The following is a 21,836-nucleotide window of genomic DNA, read 5'->3' on the forward strand; positions in this document are numbered from 1 at the left end:
CAACCTTGTTGCTAGACACCTCAAGGTTCACAGAGAGCGGCGTGTTTCACGTATCAGACCAGCTCAGGGCACCCACACATACGGCAGGAGAGCCCCATTTCTCCTACGTCGATGGGCTACGGCGTTGGCCGACCGTCAACCGCCGAGAGTCAGGGCAATCTCGCCCAGGCGGAGTTCAGCTTCGGTCTTGGTGATGGCTCCGCGATGGGAGACTTCGATGCGGAAGAGCTTGGAGCCGGCCGGGATGTCGTGGACGGTGAACTTGAACATGCAGGTCTCACCTACGACCTTGCCCAGGGCGAGGCTGTCGGCGGCCACCACGGAGCCCGAAGCATCGGTGACGGTGACTTCGGTTCCGGCCCTCAGGTCCTCGTAGCCGCCCTTACCCATGCACTTCTTGCCGTCGGAGACGAATCCGTCGGAGTCGGCGAGGAAGATGCCGCCGGTGGTACTGAAGGTGCCGGGGTTGCCGAGGTCGACCGCGGTGAGCGTCCATGCGAGGCCGACCAGCGCAGCGCCTGCGGCAGCACCGACAGCGAGAGCGGGGACGACCCGCAGGGTCCGAATCCGGGTGGCCAGGATGCGGCGCGAAGCTGACTGGACGGTTGATGACGTCGTAGCAGATGTGGGCAAAGTCCCCGGCATCGACTGGCCAGCGGAGGACTCGGCCCCCGGCAGTTCGGACGCCGGAGAGTTACCACTGCTGTCCGGTGAAGGAGAGGCGACGGTGTGGTCGGGCATGGTGATGATTCCTCTCGCGGTGCTGCTCACAGGTGTCGTGCAGGAGGTTCGGACGGCCGTCACGCAGCCAGGGAGCGCTGGTAGTCGGTGAGGGCGCCGCTGGCCCACAGGGGCACCAGGCGCGGGAGTTCGGTGCGCGGGACAGTGCCGCGTACGCAGCGGAGGCCGAGCTTCGCCAGCGAGTCGGCGGCTTCGTTCAGCGGGTGGCCGATGTGTGCCTTCTCGTGGACGAAGGTCAGGTCCGGGGTGTACTCGGCGAGCAACTGCAGCTGGAGCAGGCTGGGTTTGTGCCCCTGCGAGCGCAGATGGATGTCGTACCCCGCGGGCATGTCCATCCCGCCTCGCTGCCAATCGTGCAGGTGTCGCAGGGCCTGGAGGTTGTCGACCCGTACTTCGACCGGTCGGCCGGGGTGCGCGGCAAGTACCACTTTGAGGCCCCAGTAGACGGCACGAAGCTCCGTCACGACAACGCGGGAATGGGCGTGCACCAAGTATCGCGGATAGATGTGGGCTCGCAGCCCGGTATGGCCGGTGGTGGCGAGATAGCCGGATGCGACTCTGTCGGGGCCGACGGAGGCGTCCGTGGCCAGGACGACCGCGCCGGAGACAGCCTTCACCTTGTCGTTCAGGTACACCTGGCGGTGAGCCCCGGTCGCGGGGCGAGTCGCGCGGGTGAGCGGGGAACGGCGTCCCATGGTGGTCCTCCTGGTCACGATGGCAATGGCGGGGTGAGCCGGGGCGAGGCAGTGTCGGGCGCGGGACGGGCGGTATCGGGCCCCCTGCCGGTGCTGCGGATGATTGGTCAGCCGGTGGTGCCGGCCCGGATTCGGGCGTACAGGGTGAGGAAGAGTTCGAGCTTCTCGGCCTCCTCCCCGGTCACCTGTCCGGTGGCAAGACGGTCGCGGGCGTCGTGGTGGGCACGGCGCAGGTGGCCGGTGTGCTCCAGGTGGTGCCAGAGGAGGCGAAAGGTCTGCTGGTGGTCGTAGAGGCTGGTCTCGTACGACCGGGTGGTGATGTGCCGGGCCTGGACCATCAAGGCCTGGAAGTTCTCCCGGTCGTCACCCTTGAGCAGCTGTGTCAGGTGGCGGTGATACACAGCCAGTTCCGGCTCGCCAGTCGTGTCCAAGCGGCCCCTCCCCATGGCGATGTATTGCCTCGTCGCTGGCCGCGGCAGCGATGGCCGTGCGAAGGCGACGGTGAAGGTGCTGCGCCTCCCGGTCAGCCGACCTTCTTCCACTCCTGGCAGCGGTTCGTCTTGAAGTACTCGCCCTTGTTGAGGGTCACCCGGCCAGGACCCTTCAGGTTGTTGTTGGCGATGATGGATTCGAACTCCCCGCTCGCGTCCTTGGCACGCTCCCAGTAGCAGCCGAACGATCCGTCCACCCCTGCGGTCTTGTACGTCCCTGCCTTGATGTCCTCGCCGACCAGGTACTCACCATCACCGCTGAAGCTGGTGACCGGACCGGGCTCCTGGGTCTTTTTCGGCGCCTTCGGCTTGGCGGTCACCGTCTTGGTCACGGTCGGCGCAGGACCGGCCTCGGTGGTCTTGGTCGCGGTCACCGTCGGCCCCGGCTTCGCGGAGGCGCCGGCCTTGTTATCGGCGTCAGCGTCCCCGCTGGAACCGATGCCCGTGCCGATGAGCAGGGCGACGAAGGCGACCGCGCCGTGCGTGAGCCATGCCTTGCCGCGCGAGGGCTTGTGCGGCAAGGGGACCGGCGGGGCCGGGACGGCGTGCTGGGGCGTGTTGTACGGTCCAGGGCCCTGATACTGCGGAGTGTTCATGGCGTGCTCCAAGTAGGTGTGATGCCGGATTGGTTCGGGGTACGAGGCCCGCCAGAACGACGGTCCGGGCTGGTGCTGTGCGTGAGGTCCGGCGCTACTGGCCGCGGATCCTGCGGCCCGCCTCGGTGGCGGGGTAGAGGATCGCGTCGGCAACCCGGCCGCCGGAGTCCTTGACGCCACCGCTGAAGTTGAGGCGTCCCGTGGCGCCCGCCTTTGCCGCGACGCCGTCCCAGTAGCGGGCCTCGCGGTCCCACTGGATGTCGGCAAGGAGCCGGTGCAGGTCCTCGGCACCCAGCGCGTTCATCGGGTCGGCCCACGGGGTGGCCTGGTACACGGCAATGCCGAGGCCCGCGAGTACGGCCGGCGCGGTGATGGCGCTGCGCGAGGCGAAGTGCGGGAAGTGGTCGGAAATCAGCCGAGCCAGCAGCGGGACGACGCTCCCCTCCACCTGCTCGGAGTTCGTCCCTGCGGGGAGCTCGTCCTCGTGGACGGTCTCCGCCGAGCGGGACAGTCCGGCACGCCCGAAGATCGCGGTGATGACGAGGGCGCGCAGCGCTGAGAGGGTGACGACCTCCGGGTCGGTCTTGCCGACCTGCCGCTTGCTGGCGTTGACGAGCTTCGTGAACGGTACGAGCTTGTCGTCGACGTCGACCTTCACAGCCTCGGCGAGACGGTGCGCGAGCCGGGTCGCGAAGTCCCGCTGGTCCATGGACATGGCCAGGTTCTTGGCGACGACGACGCCCTGCACATTGCGGTCGTAGAAAATCTGCCGTGCGTCGGCGACGGACAGGTCCACGTACAGCTCGAAGGGAACGCGCACCTGGGCGAGTTCGGCGTACGTGAGTCCGTACCGCTCGGGGTCGTCGTAGAGCTCGTGCCAGGCCGTCGTCTGAGTCTCGCCGTCGATGGCGACGACGCAGGTACCGGGTGTGATGGTCAGAGTCCGCGGTCCGGTGCCGGGCAGCAGCTCGTCGCTGAGCGCGGCAAGCGGTCCGGCGTGCCAGAAGGTGACCGGCGGCGTGGACCAGCCGGCACCCAGCTCCCCCTTCACGCCGTCGGCGATGTACTCAGCGTACGAGCCGACGTTCTTCCCCTTCTGCGTGGACTTCAGCGCCCGCTGCACCAGAGCCCGCAGCTCGGCATGGCGCCGTACCGCACCGGCTGCGGACTTGAGCGTCTTGGTGTCCTCCTCGCGGCGGGGCGACGGCACGAGCTGGACGAGCGTCGGCACGGACATGGTCCCGATCACGGCGTCCGGACGGAACGGCATGACGGTGAGCTGGATTCCTTCGACGACCGTGGTCGGCAGGGTGATGTGCATGGTGTGTCCCCCCTCGGGATCAGAAGCGCGGTGCATGTCTCGGCACCGCGCCACCGGCAGGGCAGCTAGCACCCCACGGAGTCATGCCGTGACGAGTGCTGCCAACCGGAAGCTCAACCAGATAAGCATCACCATGAAAGCACTGTCAAACGCCTTGACGGATTTGACGCCCGCTGTAGGGTGTTTACTGTTCGCTCTCGAGAGGCCCAGGAACCCATGCCACAGCCATCAGCCCAGGTGACAGCCGCCGAAATCTCCCGTATCGCGGGTGTCACGCGCGCCACCGTCAGCAACTGGCGCCGTCGGCACGACGACTTCCCGGCCCCATCCGGCGGCACTGACACCAGTCCGCTCTACGACCTGGAGGCGGTACGGGGATGGCTGGAGGCGCGCGGGCAGTCGTCCGCCGCCACACCGTCCGAGGAGCTGCGTACCGTGCTGCGGCTCCACGGGGCAGGGTCCGGCGTCGCGGCACGCCTGTTCCCTCTCGTCCTCGCGGCTTCGCGGCACAGTGCGGACGAGCTCACCGCTCTTGATGAACTGCCGGACTCCGACGTCATCGCCCAGGCCGACAGCGCGACAGCGGAGCTGGCCGGCTCGGTCCCGGAGGCGGAGGCCGTTCACTTCCGTGCTGACGACGTCGGCGCGCTCCGTGCCTTGATTCGCTGCGTACGCGACGAGGGCGCCCAGAGCACTCTCGACGTCCTCGCCGAACGTGAACTGGACGACACAGCCGCCTCCACCGGCACGTACCAGACACCTCTAAGGCTCGCGGACCTGATGGCACGGCTCCTACCGGGTCGCACGACACGCGTCCTCGATCCGGCGTGCGGCAGCGGCACCCTACTCGCGGCAGCGGCTCGGCGGGGGGCGACCGAGCTGTACGGCCAGGATTCGCTGCCCGTACAGGCTCAGCGCAGCGCCGTACGCCTGCTGGTGTCGGCGCCCGATGCGCAGGTCGCCGTGCGCGCGGGAGACACCCTGCGCGCCGACGCCTTCCCGGAGTTGAGGGTCGGGGGCGTGCTCTGCAATCCGCCGTACGGCGATCGCGACTGGGGGCACGACGAGCTCGCGTACGACCAGCGGTGGGCCTATGGTGTGCCACCGCGGATCGAGTCGGAGCTGGCCTGGACACAGCACGCGCTGGCGCATCTGGAGTCCGGCGGCTACGCGGTGATGGTGCTTCCGCCGGCCACGGCCGCCCGTGCCTCCGGCCGCCGTATTCGCGCCGAACTCGTACGCAGCGGTGCGCTGCGCGCCGTCGTCGGGCTTCCCATCGGCGCCTCCGCACCCCTGCACATCGGGCTGCACCTTTGGGTCCTCCAGCGCCCCGAGCCGGGTGGCACGGACAGCAAGTCCGTGCTGTTCGTGGATGTGAGCGGAGACCAGCGCGAAGGCCCGCCGAGCTCACCGCGGGACGCGTACTCCCGGCTGCGGCACCGTCGCACGGGCGTGGACTGGAACACACTGTCCGACGAGGTCCTCGGCCACTGGACCGCGTATACGGACGACCCGGAGTCCTTCACCGACGCACCCGGCATCGCGCGCGCCGTACCGACCATCGACCTGGTCGACGATCTCGTCGACCTCACCCCGGCCCGACAGGTGCGTGCCGCACCCGTCGACATCGATCCGGCAGAGGTGGCACAGCGCACGGAAGAACGGCGCAAACTGCTCGCCGCTTCCCTCAACGCCCTTGAGAGTGCGGCGGGTTATGGGCCGTGGAAGGCGGCCGCGGAGTCCTCGCGGGCGTGGCGTACGGCCACCGTCTCCGATCTCGCCCGAGGAGGCGCACTCTCCTTGCTACGGGCGGCAGTCCCTGTCAGCCGTGGGGATTCCCGAACCGAGAGCCCGGACACGGACGTCACGGAACGCCCGGTGCTCACCGCGTCCGACATCAGCAGTGGCGCACGCCCGTCGGGCTCGACGGAGGACCTGCGCACCGATGCGGCGCATACCGTCGCCGCAGGTGATGTGCTCGTACGCGGCGTCGCCGGCGGCAACGGCATCATGGCCCGCGTCGCGGATGAGGCGGATGCCGAAGCCCTGCTCGGCCACCACGTCCACCTGCTGCGGCCGGACCCGGCACGGCTCGACCCATGGTTCCTCGCGGGGTTCCTCGGCGCCGAAGACAACATCGCCGGAGCCTCCACGGGCAGCACCATCCTGCATGTCTCGCCGGGCAGGCTCCGTGTGCCGCTGCTGCCACTGGAGGAGCAGCGGCGGTACGGGGCAGCGTTCCGCCGCGCCTACGAACTGCGTACAGCTGCCCGGCGGACGGTCGAGCTCGCCGAGGAGACGGCACAGGCGCTGCTCACCGGCCTGACCGCCGGGGCGCTGCTCCCGCCGTCCGAGAGCCCGTTGGCCTGAACGGCAACACCGCCTTCACATATCGATCACACTGGATCCCAGCCGTCCCAGCCGGGCGGGCCATCGAAGGGAACGCGTTGAACAGCAGTAAGCACACGGAGCTGGCGAACCACGCCTGGTCCGTCGCCGATCTCCTGCGCGGCGACTACAAGCAGTCCGACTACGGCAAGGTCATCCTGCCGCTCACCGTGCTGCGCCGCCTGGAATGCGTCCTGGAGCTGACCCGTGACAAGGTCGTCGAGACCGTCGCCAAGTTCGCGGGCCAGGAAATCGACACCGACCACTTCTTGCGCCGCGCCTCGGGCCACTCCTTCTACAACAAGAGCGACCTCACGCTGCGGAAGATCGCGGCCGACCCGCAGAACGCGGCGAAGAACCTGCAGATCTACGTCGGCGCCTTCTCCGACAACGCCCGCGAGGTCCTCGACAAGTACGAGTTCAACCAGCAGGTCAGGAAGCTCGACTCCGCGAACCTCCTCTACCAGGTCATCGGCAAGTTCACCGACCTCGACCTGCACCCTGATGTCGTGCCCAACCACAACATGGGCTACATTTTCGAGGAGTTGATCCGTCGCTTCGCCGAACAGTCGAACGAGACCGCGGGTGAGCACTTCACCCCGCGCGAGGTCATCAAGCTGATGGTCAACCTGCTGGTGGCCCCGGACGCGGACGCCCTCAGCCTGCCGGGCGTGGTGCGTACGGTCATGGACCCGGCCTGCGGCACGGGCGGCATGCTCAGCGCCGCCGACGACCGCATCAAGGCCCTCAACCCGGGCGCGACGGTCGAGGTGTACGGGCAGGAGCTCAACCCCGAGTCCTGGGCGATCTGCCGGTCCGACCTCATGATCAAGGGCCAGGACCCGGAGAACATCGCCTTCGGCAACTCCTTCAGCGACGACGGCCACGCCCGCCGGAAGTTCGACTACATCCTCGCCAACCCGCCGTTCGGCGTGGAGTGGAAGAAGGTCAAGGAGGAGGTCGAGTACGAGAACAAGTCGCTGGGCGAAGCCGGCCGATTCGGCGCTGGCCTGCCGCGCATCAACGACGGCTCCCTGATCTTCCTCCAGCACATGATCTCGAAGATGAAGCCGGTGGACGTGAACGGCGGGGGCGGCTCCCGTCTCGCCATCGTCTTCAACGGCTCCCCGCTGTTCTCGGGTGGGGCCCAGTCCGGCGAGTCCAGCATCCGCCGCTGGATCCTGGAGAACGACTGGCTGGAGGCGATCGTCGCGCTCCCGGACCAGCTCTTCTACAACACCGGCATCTCTACGTACTTCTGGATCCTGACCAACCGCAAGGACGCCGACCACAAGGGCAAGGTCGTGCTGCTGGACGCGCGCGACCAGTGGCAGAAGATGCGCAAGTCGCTGGGCGACAAGCGCAAGGAGCTCGGCAACGGGACGAACGGCCGCCCCAACCACATCGGCGACATCACCCGGCTGTACGCGGAGGCCGTGCAGGTCGCGAAGGACCCCGAGCACCCGTTGCATGGCAAGGTCAAGGTCTTCTCCAACGAGGACTTCGGCTACCAGCGCATCACCGTCGAGCGGCCGCTGAAGCTGCGCTTCGAGGTGACGGAGGAGACGCTGGCGGCGCTGGCCGAGGCTAAGCCGGTGGCGAAGCTGGAGCAGAGTGAGGAGTTCGTCGCGGCCCTGCGCCCGCTGCTCGGCTCGTCTTGGACGACGAGGTCCGAGGCGTTTATCGCGCTCAAGGACGCGGCGGTCGCGGCCGGCCTGACGTGGCCGTCGGGCGCACCGTTCGCGAAGGCGGTCCGGGAGACGATCGGCGTCCGCGACCCCCAGGGCGAGGTCCAGAAGGTCAAGGACGCACCGGAGCCGGACACGGATCTGCGCGACTACGAGAACGTCCCGCTCGGCGAGGACGTCGAGGACTACCTCAAGCGCGAGGTGCTGCCGCACGTCTCGGACGCGTGGATCGACCACACCAAGACGAAGGTCGGCTACGAGATTCCGTTCACGCGTCACTTCTACGTGTACGAGCCGCCGAGGCCGCTGGCCGAGATCGACGCGGAGTTGAAGTCCCTGGAGGCAGAGATTCAGGCGCTGCTGGGCGAGGTGACGGAGTGACTCACTGGGGCCAAGTTCGTCTGAAGAACCTATGCGTAGATGCCGGCCAGTACGGGCTGAACACCTCGGCAGAAAACTACGCTGAGTCGGGAACACGTCTGCTGCGCACGACAGACATCAGCAGTGGCACGCTCACCCCTGCAGAAGCTGGGGTGTTCGTATCAGACCTTCCGGAAGAACGGTTCACGCTCGAAGAGGGTGACCTTCTCCTATCCCGAAGCGGCACCCCTCCAGGGCAGTCCTACCTGGTCCGTGCTGTCGATGAAGGTGCAACATTTGCCGGCTACCTAGTGAGGTTTCGACCTCAGCAAGGCGTGGATCCACGGTTCCTCGCCTACGTCGCTCGGAGTGCACCGTTCCAGCACAAAATTCGATCCGAATCGGTTGCCTCAACGATCCAGAACTTCAATGCTGAACGCTATGCGAACCTCGAATTTAGGGCACCTGATTCCGCGGAGCAGCGCCGCATCGCCGACTTCCTCGACGCCGAGACCACTCGCATCGACCAACTTTCCAGCTTGCAGCAACAGGTCATGCGTCGACTCGATGAGCGTGAAGCCGCTCAGTTGGACCTTGCCATTGATGATCTCGTCGAGCGTCATGGCACTGTGCCCCTTCGTCGCTTTCTGTGGGGGGTCGATCAGGGATCTAGCCCTCAGTGCGAGGCTGTCCCCGCTAAGGACGACGAGTGGGGCGTTCTCAAAGTCAGCTGCCTGCGTCCAGGGCTCTTCTTGCCCCACGAGAACAAGCGTCTTCCCGACGGCGTAAGTTCTGATCGTACGAGCGAGGTTCGCGAGGGCGACCTACTCATCACGCGAGCAAACACACCTCAGTTGGTCGGATCAACGGCGGTCGTGCACAAGGTTCGGAGCAAGTTGTTGCTTTCCGACAAGATCTTCCGTGTTCGTCTGTCACAAGGGATCTCTCCGGACTTTGTTGCCACTGTGGCACGCGGAAGCCGTATCCGAGCGCTCTGCGCCGCTGGCTCGAACGGCGTCTCGCAGTCCATGGCCAACATCAGGTTTGAGGAGGTGAAGGCATGGCCTCTCCCTGCTGTTGGTCCAGATCTGCAACGCGACCTGGTGGCAAGAATCTCGCACGGCCGAGTGCAACTTGATGCCCTACGCCCCAAGGTAAATCGTCAGCTCGATCTACTTGCCGAGCGCCGCCAAGCCCTCATCACCGCCGCCGTAACCGGCCAGATCGACGTGTCCACCGCCAGCGGACGCGATGTAACGGACGGAGTGTCTGAGTAGCCATGAGTCCCATCCACACAGAGTCCGCCTTCGGCGACGCCATCGTCGCCGCCATGGTCGAGCGCGGCTGGCGCGAGGCGTGCCCGCAGGACTATCAGGCGGATCTCGGCCTGGACACCAACGAGCTGTTCACCTTCATCGGCACCACCCAGCCGGAAGAGTGGAACGAGCTCCTCACCGTCTACGGCAGCGATCCGAACGAGGCCCAGCGCGGGTTCGCCAGTCGCCTCGACCAGGCCATCGCCACCAACGGTCTCCTCGACGTGCTCCGCAACGGAGTCAAGGACCGCGGGGTGCTGCTCCGCGTCGCCTACTTCAAGCCGAACCTCGTCGCCCATGACTCCGTGCTCGACGGCTATCGGGCCAACCGCCTCACCGTCGTCCGTGAAATCGAGTACGCGACCAAGCAGGCCGACTGGGGCAACCGCCTCGACCTGACCCTCTTCCTTAACGGAATCCCCGTCGCCACAGCCGAGTTGAAGAACCCGCTGACCAAACAGGGAGTGGAGCACGCCAAGGAGCAGTACCGCACGGACCGGGACCCCACCGAGCTGATCTTCACGCGTCGCGTCGTCGCGAACTTCGCCGTGGACCCGGACCTCGTCTTCGTCGCCACCCAGCTCAAGGGCAAGAACACCCGCTTCCTGCCCTTCAACACCGGCTCCAACGGTCCCGGTCAGCCGGGCGGCGCCGGCAACCCGGACCCGACCGTCTTCGGCACGTACGCGACCTCGTACCTCTGGGAGCAGGTCTGGCAGCCGGACAACTGGCTGGACCTGCTCCAGCGGTTCGTGCACCTGCACAAGAGCAAGACGCCCGGCGGCGGCAGCACCAAGACGATGGTCTTCCCCCGGTTTCAGCAGTGGGACGCGGTCAAGAGGCTCACCGCGCACGCCGCCATCCACGGCGCGGGCCACGACTACCTCGTCATGGCCTCGGCCGGCTCGGGCAAGTCGAACACCATCGGCTGGCTCGCGCACCGCCTCAGCGACCTGCACACCCCCACCGACCCGCGCGAACTCGACACCGAGGCCCTCGCCAAGGGCCTCAGGCCGGGCGTGCCGGTCTTCGACAAGGTCATCGTCATCACCGACCGCCGCAACCTGGACGCCCAACTCCGGGAAACAATCGGGAATTTCGAGCAGACTGCAGGCCTTGTCGTGAAGATCGACGAAAGGCACGGGGCGAAGGGCGAGCAGCTCGCCAAGGCCCTCTCCCGCGACACCGGGAAGATCGTCACGGTCACCCTGCACTCCTTCCCGGCGCTGCTCGACTACCTCCAACGCAACCCCACCGAGATCCGGGGCAGCCGCTTCGCGATCATCGTGGACGAGGCGCACTCCTCGCAGTCCGGCGACGCCGCAACCGCCGTACGGGCCGCCCTGCGCGACCTCGGCCTGGACTCCGACTCGGACGACGCGGGCGCGACCGCGGTCAAGGTCCCGGCCTACAGCCTCGACGAGCAGCTCAAGAAGAGGGCCGAGCAGCGTTCCCGTGCCGCGAACCTCTCCTACTTCGCGTTCACCGCCACGCCGAAGGCCAAGACCCTCGAACTCTTCGGCACGCTCCAGGACATCGACGGCAAGGCGACGTATCGGCCCTTCCACACGTACTCCATGCGGCAGGCCATCGAAGAAGGGTTCATCCTCGATCCGCTGCGCAACTACGTCACGTACAACACGTACTGGAAGCTGGTGAACCAGAACCCCGACGAGAAGGAGGTCGACCCGTCGAAGGCGAACGGCCTGCTCGCCCGGTACGCGCTGACCCACGACTCGACCGTCGCCCAGCACGCCCAGGTGATCGTGGAGCACTTCGCGGCGCACAGCCGGGGCCGCTTCGGCGGGCGGGCCAAGTCCATGGTGGTCACCGCCTCCCGGCAGTCCGCCGTCCAGATGGCACGCGCCATCAAGAGCTACATCAAGGACCGGGACTACGACACCAAGTACCCCGACCTGGGCGTCCTCGTCGCCTTCTCCGGGTCGCTCACCGTCGACGGCGAGGAGACCACCGAGCCGAAGGAGAACGGCGGGCTGTCGGAGAGCGCGCTGCCGAAGGCGTTCGCGTACACACGTGCCGACGACAAGGCCGCCCGAGCCGGCGGCGCCGGCCAGCGCGAGTACAGGATCCTGGTGGTGGCGGAGAAGTACCAGACCGGGTTCGACCAGCCGCTGCTGACGACGATGTACGTCAACAAGTCGCTGACCGGCATCTCCGCCGTCCAGACCCTGTCCCGGCTGAACCGGACCGCCGAGCGCAAGACCCAGGCCGACCTGGCGGTACTGGACTTCGTCAACGACGCCGACGACATACAGGAGTCCTTCCGCCCGTACTTCGAAGAGGCGATGACCCTCCCCTCCGACCCCAACCTCCTATACACCGCGCAGAGCCGGGTCATGCAGGCGGCGATCCTGTCCGGGCAGGAAATGGACGAGTTCGCCGCCGCGTACTTCGCCGCCAAGGAGAAGGCGGCAGGGTCACAGTCCAAGTGGGAGAAGCTGCACGCCGAGCTGTACCGGCTGCTCTCCCCCGCCGTCGCCCGCTTCACGCCCCTGCTCGAAAGCGAGGACGAGGACGACCAGGAGACGGCGGAGGGCTTCCGCGCCGACCTCAACGACTACGTCAGGAAGTACGGCTTCCTCGCGCAGATCGTCCCCTACCGGGACGCCGAGCTGGAGCGGTTGCACCTCTACGGCCGCTACCTCCTCAACCGGCTGCCGCGCCGCGCGGACGGCGGCGTGGACATAGGCGAGATCGACCTCAGCCACATGCGGGTGGAGAAGACCGGCGATTACGACGTCTCCCTCACTTCCGAGGGGCCGACGACGATGCAGGGCTTCGGCGACGGCTCGGGCGGTGCGAAGGAGGCGGAGAAGTCGCTGCTCTCGCAGCTGATCGAGAAGTTCAACGAACGCTTCGGCACCGAGTTCACCGAGCAGGACGTCATCCGCCCGTTCGAGGAGGCCAAGGCCGACCCGAAGGTGCGGGCGGCGGCCGTCGTCAACGACGAGGACAACTTCGGGCTCGTCTTCGACAACGTCTTCGCGGACAAGATGGCCGACCACATCGACACCATCGCGGGCATGGGCCGCCAGTACTTCGGCCCCGACAAGGGCTTCAAGTCCAGCCTGGACCGCAGCGCCCGCAAGGCCGCGTGGCGGATGATCCGCCGCGAGGAGGGCCTGGACGACGACGTCTGATTCGTACGCCCCGGCTCGATATGCTGGCCGGGGCACCCTTTGGAGGACATCGTGAGCACACAGCCGGACCACGGCACGGAGCTGGTCCCGCGCCCTGAACGTACCCCCGACGCCGTCCGTGTGGCGCTCGCCCGGATCGCCCCTCACCGCCTGGACGAGATGGAAAAGCACAAGGAAGAAGCACTCGCCGCCGCCATTCGGACCAGCAAGATCGGGCACCTTCAGCACTGGCTGACCCACTGGGCCGCTCAGGTGGAGATCGAGCGTCGGCCCGATCTCTCCGCACGCCGTAGCCGTGCTCTCGCCACGATCCACGGCACGACCAGCAAGGACGACCCCGCATTCCGATCCGCCATGGACGAGCTGCGTGCCGTCGAGGACATGGCGACGCAGGCGGTGTCCGAGTGACGTGGAGGTGGGAGTACGAACCCAGCGAGGCGTACGTCATCGGCGGCGCACCGCCGGCGTTCGTCGCCGAGGTCGAAAAAAAGCTGACGAGCTGGTGCGGGCTGCTGCGGCCTTCTACCTCGACGGAACACAGTACGAAGGGCTGGGTTCGAAGGGAGATACCGCACATATCGACAGCGGATTTTTCGTCTACCTCATCGTTCCCCGGCATGAATGCGTATACGTTCGCCAAGTGACCTGGATCTGATCTGGTGGTCGGCCCCCGGCTCTTCGGCGCGGGGGCGTTTTTCTGTCTCAGCCAAGCGTGCAAGACGTGGGGGCCCAGCCGCCTGTGCGACTGGGCCCCCACGGGGGTTACTAATGTACGGATCAGGCCGGCCGGTCGGCGGCCAGCCGGACGAACCCGGCCCACGCCTGGGGGGTGACCGTCAGAACCGGACCGGAGCGGACCTTCGAGTCCCGGATGTGTACGGTTCCGGCGGCATTGGCAACCTCGACACACTCCCCGCCCTCGCCACTGCTATAGCTGCTCTTGGACCAGGCTGACTCCGGCACAGTTGGCTCAGGCATCTGGTTGCTCATTTCTCTCCCAGCAGTTTCTCGACACAGGCCAGCGATTCATGTGGAGTCAGCGCCTGAGCCCGGAGGATCCCGTACTGCTCCTCGATCTCCCTGACGGCCGACCTGTCGGTGTGGAGGCGGCTGTCCCGCTGGACCTCAACGTAGGCCATCCTCCGCCCGTCGCGGTTCTCGATCAAGGTGAAGGGTCCGGCCAGACCGCAGTGCTCCGTGCGCTCGTTGGGCATGATCTGGACTTCCACGTTGCGACGGTGCGCGTGCAGCATGATCTGCTCAAGCTGTCCTTGCAGTACCGCCCAACCGCCGATGGGACGTCGAAGTACCGACTCCTCGATCACGAAACTCAAGGTCGGCATCGGCCTACGGGAGAAGATCTCCTGTCGGGCGAGCCGGGCTGCGACTCGTTGCTCGACAGTGTCTTCGTCAAGTAGCGGGCGCCGCATGGCGAAAACGGCGCGCGCGTACTCCTCGGTTTGCAGCAGGCCGGGAGCCGCCTGGGCCGCGTACACGTGGAGAGCCACCGCCTCCGCCTCCAAGCGCGCCATATCCCGGAAGAACGCCGGATACTGCGCCCGCGCCACCTCCTCCTTCAGCGCCTTGAGGACGCCCCCGGCGTCCAGCACCTCGTCCGCGCGGTCGATGAACCTGGGGGAGGGGATCCGTCGGCCCTGCTCGAAGGAAGCGATCGACTGGCCCGCGTAGCCCGTGAGCTTCCCAAACTCCGCCCGCTCCAGCCCCGCCCGTACCCGCAGCAGCTTCAACTGCCGCCCGAACGCCGTCACCACACCCGACCCCGGCTCGTCCTCCGGCCGGGGCCCGGCGTCATCCCGTTCGCCCTGCTCGCCCTGCTCACCCTGTTCCATCGGTTCCGAAGAGTCCATCGACCCCACCACCTCACCGACCCAACGCCGCGCCCCGAACATCGTCACGCAGCGTGCCTCGTACACACCGCACGCCATCGCGTACAAACAACACCCGACGGCGCGTCACTTCTGGTCACGCTACGCCACCAGGCAGCAACGTCGAGGCATGAACAGCAACCCGTCACACCTCCCCGTGCGTCCCATTCGCCCCACCCAACCCCGGTTTCCCTGGCACCACTTCACCATGCGATTCAGCTCCACCCCACGCGGTGCCCGACTCGCCCGACGGCTGGCCGGGGAACGTCTCGACACGTGGGGCATCCCGTAGGGAAGCGACGCCCACGACGTGCTGACACTGATCGTCGCGGAGCTCAGCACCAACGCCGTACGCCACGGACGCGTACCCGGCCGCGACTTCCGCCTGCGGCTATCCGCCGAGGGCGCGACCCTGCGCGTGGAGGTCACCGACTCACGCGGCGAGAGCATCCCCGCCCTCACGAAACCGTCCAACGACCTGGATGGAGGCCGCGGCCTGCTCGTGGTTGCTGCGCTCACGGACCGCTGGGGCTGGTATCCGTGCATCGACGGACCGGGCAAAACGGTGTGGGCCGTACTGGACGTGGGACTGTCGTAGGCGCTCATCCACTCACGTAGCCGCCTCGCCCCGCCGGCCCGGATCCGTCCCCAGACCCGCCTGCGGCTGGCCGCCGTCAACCGGGATGTGGGCACCGTTCACGGCTCCGGAGGCCGGTGAGAGGAGGTAAGTGATAACCCGGGCGACCTCCTCAGCGTTCAGCAGGTGCCCGCTGGGGTTGCGTTCTGCGTACGCCTCATACGCCTCGGGGTCACGTCGGCGCAGGTGGTCCCAGCTCTTGCACGGCAGGAAGCCCCCACCATCGCACCGCCGCTGGACCGGGGTTGCCCTACCGGAGAGACTGGCCCCAACCACATCGGGGCAAGCGCCGCAGCGCGCCCCGGCCAGCACACGCACGCACGGGGGCAAAGTGCCGCAGCAGGTGATCTCCGGCCGCTACGAACTCCTGGAGCAGTTCAACGAGGGCGGCATGGGCGTCGTATGGCGCGGCTATGACGCCGTCCTCGACCGGCCCGTCGCCGTGAAGGTCATCCGGCAGGCGTCGATCACCTCCCCGCACCTGGCCGAGGAGTTCGCCAAGCGGTTCCGCCGCGAGGCACGTATCACCGCGCGCATCCAGCACCCCGGCGTCCCGCAGGTGTACGACGCGGTCCTCGACGAGTCGTACGAGCGACTGTTCCTGGTGATGGAGCTCGTCGACGGCCTGTCGCTGTCCGCCTACCTCCACCCCGACCACCCCCTGCCCATCAGCTGGGCGGTCGCCGTCGCCGCGCAGGTCGCGACCGTGCTGTCGCATGCGCACGAAGTGCCGGTGATCCACCGCGATCTCAAGCCGGGCAACATCCTCGTGGCCCGCGACGGCACGGTAAAGGTCCTCGACTTCGGCATCGCGGCGATTCTGCGCACCGACGTCACCAAGCTGACGGCGACCGGAAGCCCCGTCGGCACCTACCAGTACATGTCGCCCGAGCAGGTCCGGGGCGGGCGCATCATCCCGCAGACCGACCTGTACGCGCTGGGCTGTGTCCTGCACGAACTCCTCAGCGGGCGGGTCGTGTTCACGGCGGAGAGCGATTACCTGCTGATGTTCCAGCACGTCAACGCCGCGCCCACCCCACTGCGGCAGCTGCGGCCCGACGTACCCGAGGCGCTGGAGGAGCTGGTGCTGCACCTGCTGCGCAAGGCGCCCGAGCAGCGGCCCGCCGACACGCAGGAGGTGTACGAGCGGCTGCTGCCGTTCCTCCCGCCGCCCGGCGAGGAGCCCACCGCGACCGAGGCCGGACCGGCCGGCGTTCCCGACCCGACCGGCCTGTTCCGCCACCCGTACGCGCCCCGCGCCCGCGCCCAGGCGTCGCCGGCCGGAGGTGCTACGCCCGCCGTCCCCGCCCCGCGGTCCCAGCCGGTGCCCGTTCCCGCCCAGCTGCGCCAGGACATCAAGGAGGCGTACGACCATTCCGACGCCCTCCTGGAAGAGGAACGCTTCGCGCAGGCGGCCGAGGTGCTCAGTGAGGTCATCGAGCCTGCCGGCCTCGCCCTCGGCTCCGAGAGCAAGCAGGTCCTTGCACTGCGCCGCCGGCGCGCGGCGGTCCGCCTCCTCGGTGGCGACTACCGGGCCGCTCTGCCCGAGTTCGACAGCCTCGCCGACGCCTACGCCCGCATCACCGGCCCCACCGGCGAGCAGGCACGGTCCTGCCGCGCCCAGGCCGCACGCTGTCGCGCCGAACTGGGTCAGGTCACCGACGCGCTCGCTGCGCTCCAGGGCGTACTGAACGTCGTACGGACCCTCGACAGCGACGTCAGCGAGGAGGCCGTCGAGCTGCGGCACAACATCGGGATGCTGCTGCTCGCCCAGGGGCGGGCCGCCGAGGCCCGGCAGATCCTCGAACCGCTCCACGAGGACATGTGCATGCTGTTCGGCCCCAAGGACGAGATGAGCATCGAGATCGCCGAGGCACTCGCCGTGATCCGCCTCGGGCTCGACGGCGACGGCGCTGGATGAGCGACACGTACACCTCGTACACCGTGAACTCCTAGGACGCACGCAGCACGTAACCGGAACGGAACACCATGCCGCACCTCGCCTTCGACATAGGCTTCTGCGCCCAGCTCAGCAAGCTCCAAGGCGCCGTCAAGCAGGGGGTCTTCGATGCCTGGGAGAAGTTCGAGCGCCTCACCCTGGACCAGCTCTTCAAGGACCAGGGGCTGAAACTGGAGGCGCTGAAGCAGGCCAAGGATCCGCAGATCCGGACCATCCGCATCGCCCAGGGCACCCGTGGCGTCGTCCTCGCCCCGGATCGTGGGGACACCTTCGTCCTGCTGCGCGTGATGCCGCACGACAAGGCCATCGACTGGGCGATCAAGCAGAAGGCCAGCATCAACGCGGTCACCCGTGCCGTCGAGATCCGCGACATCGAGATGCTCGACGAACTCACCCCCGCCTACGAGCGGATCGCACCCGCACCCGACCAGCGGCTGTTCTCCAAGGTCTCCGACGGCGACCTGACCGCCCTCGGCATCGACGAGACCACCCTTCGCCAGGCCCGCGTCCTCACCAGCAAGGAACAGCTGACCGTCTTCGCGCCCTACTTCCCGCAGGACCAGCGGGAGGTGCTGGAGTACCTGGCCGAGGGCTTCACCGTGGAGGAGGTCTGGCGCGACCTGGTGTCCCTCAACCTCCCCACCGCCTCCGCCGATCCGGTGGATACGAGCGACTACGCGACCGCCATCGGCCACACCCACACCCGTATCGCTCTCATCACCGCCTCCGACGAGCTGCGCGACATCCTCGACAAGCCGTTCACGGCCTGGCGGGTCTTTCTCCACCCTTCCCAGCACAAGGTCGCCTACCGGGCCAGCTACTCCGGACCGGCGCAGGTGACCGGCGGCCCGGGCACCGGCAAGACCGTCGTCGCCCTGCACCGCGTACGACACCTGCTGACGTTCCTGCGCGACGGCGAGCGCATCCTGCTGACCACGTACACCAACGCTCTCGTCGCCGCCCTGCGCAGCGGGCTCGCCACCCTCGTCGAGGACGAGGAACTGCGCGACCGCGTGGACATCACCACCGTCGACGCCCTGGCCAGCCGGGTCGTCTCCACGTCACGCCGCCCGCTGCGGGGCAGCGAGGAGGAGCCTCGCTGGGAGCAGGCCGCGCAAGCCACCGGCTTCACGGGCACCGCCCAGTTCCTTGCCCAGGAGTACAAGCACGTCGTCCTCGCGCAGAACCTGCGGAGTCCGGAGGAATACGAAGTCGCCGACCGGCGTGGGCGAGGGAGCCGCCTCCCGGCCGCCGAACGCCCCCTGGTGTGGCGTACGGTCCAGGAGTTCTCCGACCGGCTCGCCGCCGACGGGCTGCGCACGTACCTGGGAACGTGCGCGGAGGCCGCCGACCTGCTCGAAGCGAAGGGGCCCCTGTACCGGCACATCGTCGTCGACGAGGCCCAGGACCTGCACCCCGCCCAGTGGCGGCTCCTGCGCGCCGCTGTCCCCGCGCGCCCCGACGACCTCTTCATTGCCGGCGACCCGCACCAGCGGATCTACGACTCGAAGGTGTCGCTGAAGGCCCTCGGCATCAAGGTCGCGGGCCGCTCGACGAAGATGCGGAAGAACTACCGCAGCACGCACGAGATCCTCAGCTGGTCCACCGCACTGCTCGTCGGCCGCCCCATCGCACAGTTGGAGGACGACGACCCCAACGAGACCCTGCTGGGATACCGCTCCGCCCTCCACGGCAGCGGCCCGGCTGTGTACGCGGCCGCGTCGGAGGAGGCCGAACTGGACGCGCTCGTCGCGCAGATCCGCACCTGGACCGAGGCCGGTGTCAGCCCCGGCGAGATCGGCGTCAGCGCCCGCTTCAACAAGAACTGTGCCAAGGCAATCGAACGGCTGACGGCCGCCGGCATCCGCGCAGCACAGTTGCGGTCCGACGCCTCGGAGGACGCGCCAGCCGTACGCGTCGGAACGATGCACTCCTTCAAGGGCCTGGAGTTCCGGTGCGTGGCCGTCATAGGCGTGCACGACGGGGCGCTGCCCTACCCGGGCGCCGTGACGTCGGCCGACGTGGACCGCCTCCAGCACGAGGCGGATCTCATGGCTGAGCGCTGCCTGCTCTTCGTCGCCTGCACCCGGGCCCGCGACGGGCTGTACGTGTCCTGGTGGGGAGAGCCGAGTCTGTTCCTGGTCGAAGCGGGAGCGGCCTGAGGTCGTACCGGAGGGGCATACCCGCGCGGGTATGCCCCTCCGGACACCAGTCATGCGATGGCGCCCTCAGCCCGCACTCCGAGCCGGGATGTAGAACGAGTAGTACAACTGGTGTCATGAGCGACAACAGGGAAGTTCCGCTCCGGGAGCTGAATCAGCAGACCTCGCGCATCATGGCCCGCGTCGAGGCCGGGGAAACCGTGACTATCACCAAGGACGGCGTTCCCATAGGGGACATCGTTCCCCGGGGCTCCCGCCTGGGGCGGCCCTCGTATCCCTTCCGTACCGACCCCATGGGGCCCTTGGACCTTCCCGACCTGGGTGGGCCTGTGCTCGCCGACGACGAGATCGACGAGACACTTCGGGGCGTGAGTGCGGTCGATGAGTGAGTTCCGGTCGCGATCGCCGACATGAACGCCCTGTACCGCCTGTTCACGCCCAAGGACCCACAACATGCAGCGCACCGAGATGCGCTCAGTGCCACGGGCCACCTTGTGGTGTCGCCGATGGTGCTTACCGAACTCGACTATCTGCTGACCGCCCGGGTCGGTGCCGGTGCCTCGATGAACGCACTCGACTTCGTCGCTCACCAGGTCGAGGCGCGGCGCTTCGAAGTGCCCGAGGTTGCACCGCATCTGCGCAGCGCCATGGCGGTCATGCGCGGGTACCAGGACGCGGACGGCGGCCACGGGGTGGGGCTGGCTGACGCGATGAACGTGGTGCTCGCCGCCGCATTCCAGACCGCTGACCTGTTCACCACCGACCGGCACTTCCGGATGATGCGGCCACTCACCGCCCATGGAGCGTTCCGGCTCCTACCCGACGACCTCTGAGGGCGGGCCAAGAGCGGCAGGGCCTGCTCCGAAAGCCCCGGCACTCGGAGCCCGCCACCCTCATGTAGCGCTGCGCTCACTCGCCTCGCGCAGATCGCGCTCCACGGCCCGGTGGTACGCGGTGTCCGGCTCCCCCGCCGCGCTGCCGAGCCGCCCTCTGCACTACCTCCCCTCGTTGATCTCGGTGCTGGTTCCCGAGATCAACGAGGCGAGTACGAGTGGACCGGCGGCACGAACCGATGGAGGGGCGGACGGACTTCCCCGCGTTGGGGCGGTGGTCCCGGCGAGGAGGGCGCATCCTCCGTACATCGTCGTCAACGGGTACGACGACGAGATCGAACCAGCCACCGAGTGCCCGCGCGATCTGGCGCTGAACGACAGCAGTGCGCTGACGGTCCGCAGCTACGGGTACGGGGTGCTGTTCGAGGAGCACTTCGACCGGCGAAAGGTCGAGTTCAGCTCCTGCGGACGCCCCTACGGCACCCCTTGCCCACACGAACACGCCTGCCTAACCGAACTGATCTTGAACCGGTTCTCTTGGGCATCTGGGCCACATTCGTTGACTGACGGTGACCATGGAAAACCTTGTATTGACGTGGCGTTCGGCGTGTTGACTTCGTTCAACGCGTGTTCTCGAGCCCGGGCTGGCCGCAGGGACGTCAACTGGCCCCACCCGCTATCCCCTGGCGTGGTCCCTCTGGCGGCAGCGGGTGCGAGGTCGGTCGGCGGGGACGGCCCCCAGGCCCTCATGACTCTTGACCTTGCCCAAAGGTGAAGGCCGACAATGTCTGTGGCGACCAAGCCGGCGAGCTGAGCACGCTTGGCTCCGAACGAACCCGGATGAGAGGAACCTGCATTGGATGACGACGCTCTCCTGGCGGAGCAGATGGCCTACTACAGGGCCGGCGCGGCCGCATACGACCGACCCTATGCCGAGCGCGAGGACCTGCAGGAGCTGCTGGCTGTCGTCGATGACCTCCCGATTGCCGGGGATGTGCTGGAACTGGCCTGCGGAACGGGCCAGTGGACCCCGAGAATCGCCGCGCGGGCGCATTCGGTGACGGCTGTCGACGCGGCAGCCGAAGTGTTGGCCCTCGCTCGTGCGCGTACCGCCTCCCCCACCGTCCAGTTCCTTGAGGCCGACCTGTTCGAGTGGCAGCCGCCACGACGCTACGACACCGTGTTCTTCGCGTTCTGGCTCTCCCATGTCCCGCCGACGCGGTTGCCCGACTTCTGGAACACCGTCGCCGCCGCGCTCGCGCCGGGCGGCAAAGCGATCTTCATCGACGATGGCCCCGCCGCAGCCGCAGAGGAGGAAGTCCTCGCGAACCAGCCGGCCCCGGCGGCGCTGCGCCGGCTCGATGACGGCAGCCAGTACCGCATCGTGAAGGTATTCCACGATGTCCGGACACTCACGGACGACCTCACCATGCTGGGGTGGTCGGTCCGTATCCGGTCCATGTCCGGGAACTTCATCGGCATTGCAGAACCGCCGACCACCCCTGGCTAGTGCTGCTCCGCGGAAGTTTGTGGAGGGGTGTTGGTCAGGGGGTGGGGTCGCCGAGGTAGAGGAGGCAGGCGCAGTCCAGGGCGTCTTCGGG

18 protein-coding genes and 1 pseudogene are annotated in these 21,836 nt (G+C 67.7%); 11 read left to right on the plus strand and 8 right to left on the minus strand.

Annotated features, from left to right (window positions below; genetic code table 11):
- Positions 1–135 precede the first annotated feature (135 nt).
- The 5 genes from ABZV38_RS34510 to ABZV38_RS34530 form a co-directional block, all read right to left on the minus strand.
- On the minus strand, positions 136–741 hold the full coding sequence (locus tag ABZV38_RS34510; protein WP_356332400.1) for a hypothetical protein: 606 nt from the start codon (positions 739–741) through the stop codon (positions 136–138).
- 59 nt (positions 742–800) lie between these two features.
- Positions 801–1,436: a hypothetical protein gene (locus ABZV38_RS34515; protein ID WP_356332401.1), complete on the minus strand. Its 636-nt coding sequence runs from the start codon at positions 1,434–1,436 to the stop codon at positions 801–803.
- A gap of 107 nt (positions 1,437–1,543) precedes the next feature.
- A complete protein-coding gene (locus tag ABZV38_RS34520; RefSeq protein ID WP_356332402.1) occupies positions 1,544–1,867 on the minus strand; it encodes a hypothetical protein in 324 nt (107 codons plus the stop codon).
- A gap of 92 nt (positions 1,868–1,959) precedes the next feature.
- Positions 1,960–2,523, minus strand: a complete 564-nt coding sequence (locus ABZV38_RS34525) for a hypothetical protein (RefSeq protein ID WP_356332403.1) — start codon at positions 2,521–2,523, stop codon at positions 1,960–1,962.
- Between the two features lie 94 nt (positions 2,524–2,617).
- On the minus strand, positions 2,618–3,844 hold the full coding sequence (locus tag ABZV38_RS34530; protein ID WP_356332404.1) for a DNA sulfur modification protein DndB: 1,227 nt from the start codon (positions 3,842–3,844) through the stop codon (positions 2,618–2,620).
- Positions 3,845–4,060: 216 nt separating this feature from the next.
- Between ABZV38_RS34530 and ABZV38_RS34535 the strand changes: the two genes are divergently transcribed.
- From ABZV38_RS34535 to ABZV38_RS34555, 5 genes are all read left to right on the plus strand, one after another.
- Positions 4,061–6,214, plus strand: a complete 2,154-nt coding sequence (locus tag ABZV38_RS34535) for an N-6 DNA methylase (RefSeq protein WP_356332405.1) — start codon at positions 4,061–4,063, stop codon at positions 6,212–6,214.
- A gap of 77 nt (positions 6,215–6,291) precedes the next feature.
- On the plus strand, positions 6,292–8,301 hold the full coding sequence (locus ABZV38_RS34540) for a class I SAM-dependent DNA methyltransferase (RefSeq protein ID WP_356332406.1): 2,010 nt from the start codon (positions 6,292–6,294) through the stop codon (positions 8,299–8,301).
- Complete coding sequence (locus ABZV38_RS34545) at positions 8,298–9,557, plus strand: restriction endonuclease subunit S (protein WP_356332407.1); 1,260 nt, start codon at positions 8,298–8,300, stop codon at positions 9,555–9,557. Before ABZV38_RS34540 ends, ABZV38_RS34545 begins: the two co-directional genes overlap by 4 nt.
- Before the next feature lie 2 nt (positions 9,558–9,559).
- A complete protein-coding gene (locus tag ABZV38_RS34550) occupies positions 9,560–12,757 on the plus strand; it encodes a type I restriction endonuclease (RefSeq protein WP_356332408.1) in 3,198 nt (1,065 codons plus the stop codon).
- A 51-nt stretch (positions 12,758–12,808) separates the two neighbouring features.
- On the plus strand, positions 12,809–13,165 hold the full coding sequence (locus ABZV38_RS34555) for a hypothetical protein (protein WP_356332409.1): 357 nt from the start codon (positions 12,809–12,811) through the stop codon (positions 13,163–13,165).
- Positions 13,166–13,534: 369 nt separating this feature from the next.
- On the opposite strand, the gene ABZV38_RS34560 is transcribed toward ABZV38_RS34555, so the two are convergent.
- A complete protein-coding gene (locus ABZV38_RS34560) occupies positions 13,535–13,735 on the minus strand; it encodes a DUF397 domain-containing protein (RefSeq protein ID WP_356332410.1) in 201 nt (66 codons plus the stop codon).
- A gap of 8 nt (positions 13,736–13,743) precedes the next feature.
- The gene (locus tag ABZV38_RS34565; RefSeq protein WP_356332418.1) at positions 13,744–14,607 is read right to left on the minus strand and encodes a helix-turn-helix transcriptional regulator; all 864 of its coding nucleotides are present in this window, start codon (positions 14,605–14,607) and stop codon (positions 13,744–13,746) included.
- Between the two features lie 244 nt (positions 14,608–14,851).
- Between ABZV38_RS34565 and ABZV38_RS34570 the strand changes: the two are divergent.
- Positions 14,852–15,241 (plus strand): annotated as a pseudogene (locus ABZV38_RS34570) (ATP-binding protein).
- Between the two features lie 12 nt (positions 15,242–15,253).
- Here the strand turns inward: ABZV38_RS34570 and ABZV38_RS34575 are convergent.
- Positions 15,254–15,598: an SDR family oxidoreductase gene (locus tag ABZV38_RS34575; RefSeq protein ID WP_356332411.1), complete on the minus strand. Its 345-nt coding sequence runs from the start codon at positions 15,596–15,598 to the stop codon at positions 15,254–15,256.
- A 13-nt stretch (positions 15,599–15,611) separates the two neighbouring features.
- Here ABZV38_RS34575 and ABZV38_RS34580 point away from each other — a divergent pair, with 13 nt between their 5' ends.
- The 5 genes from ABZV38_RS34580 (at position 15,612) to ABZV38_RS34600 (ending at position 21,745) form a co-directional block, all read left to right on the plus strand.
- Positions 15,612–17,201, plus strand: a complete 1,590-nt coding sequence (locus ABZV38_RS34580) for a protein kinase (protein ID WP_356332412.1) — start codon at positions 15,612–15,614, stop codon at positions 17,199–17,201.
- Positions 17,202–17,269: 68 nt separating this feature from the next.
- Complete coding sequence (locus ABZV38_RS34585; RefSeq protein ID WP_356332413.1) at positions 17,270–19,402, plus strand: UvrD-helicase domain-containing protein; 2,133 nt, start codon at positions 17,270–17,272, stop codon at positions 19,400–19,402.
- Between the two features lie 116 nt (positions 19,403–19,518).
- Positions 19,519–19,791 carry a type II toxin-antitoxin system prevent-host-death family antitoxin gene (locus tag ABZV38_RS34590; protein ID WP_356332414.1) on the plus strand — a complete coding sequence of 91 codons (273 nt, stop codon included), beginning with the start codon at positions 19,519–19,521 and terminating at the stop codon, positions 19,789–19,791.
- Between the two features lie 21 nt (positions 19,792–19,812).
- Positions 19,813–20,235 (plus strand): PIN domain-containing protein, encoded by a 423-nt coding sequence (locus tag ABZV38_RS34595; RefSeq protein WP_356332415.1) that lies wholly within the window; start codon positions 19,813–19,815, stop codon positions 20,233–20,235.
- An 856-nt stretch (positions 20,236–21,091) separates the two neighbouring features.
- A complete protein-coding gene (locus tag ABZV38_RS34600) occupies positions 21,092–21,745 on the plus strand; it encodes a class I SAM-dependent methyltransferase (protein ID WP_356332417.1) in 654 nt (217 codons plus the stop codon).
- Positions 21,746–21,836: the final 91 nt, after the last annotated feature.

The organism is Streptomyces sp. NPDC005181 (assembly GCF_040608395.1).
In the GTDB taxonomy this organism is placed as follows: domain Bacteria; phylum Actinomycetota; class Actinomycetes; order Streptomycetales; family Streptomycetaceae; genus Streptomyces.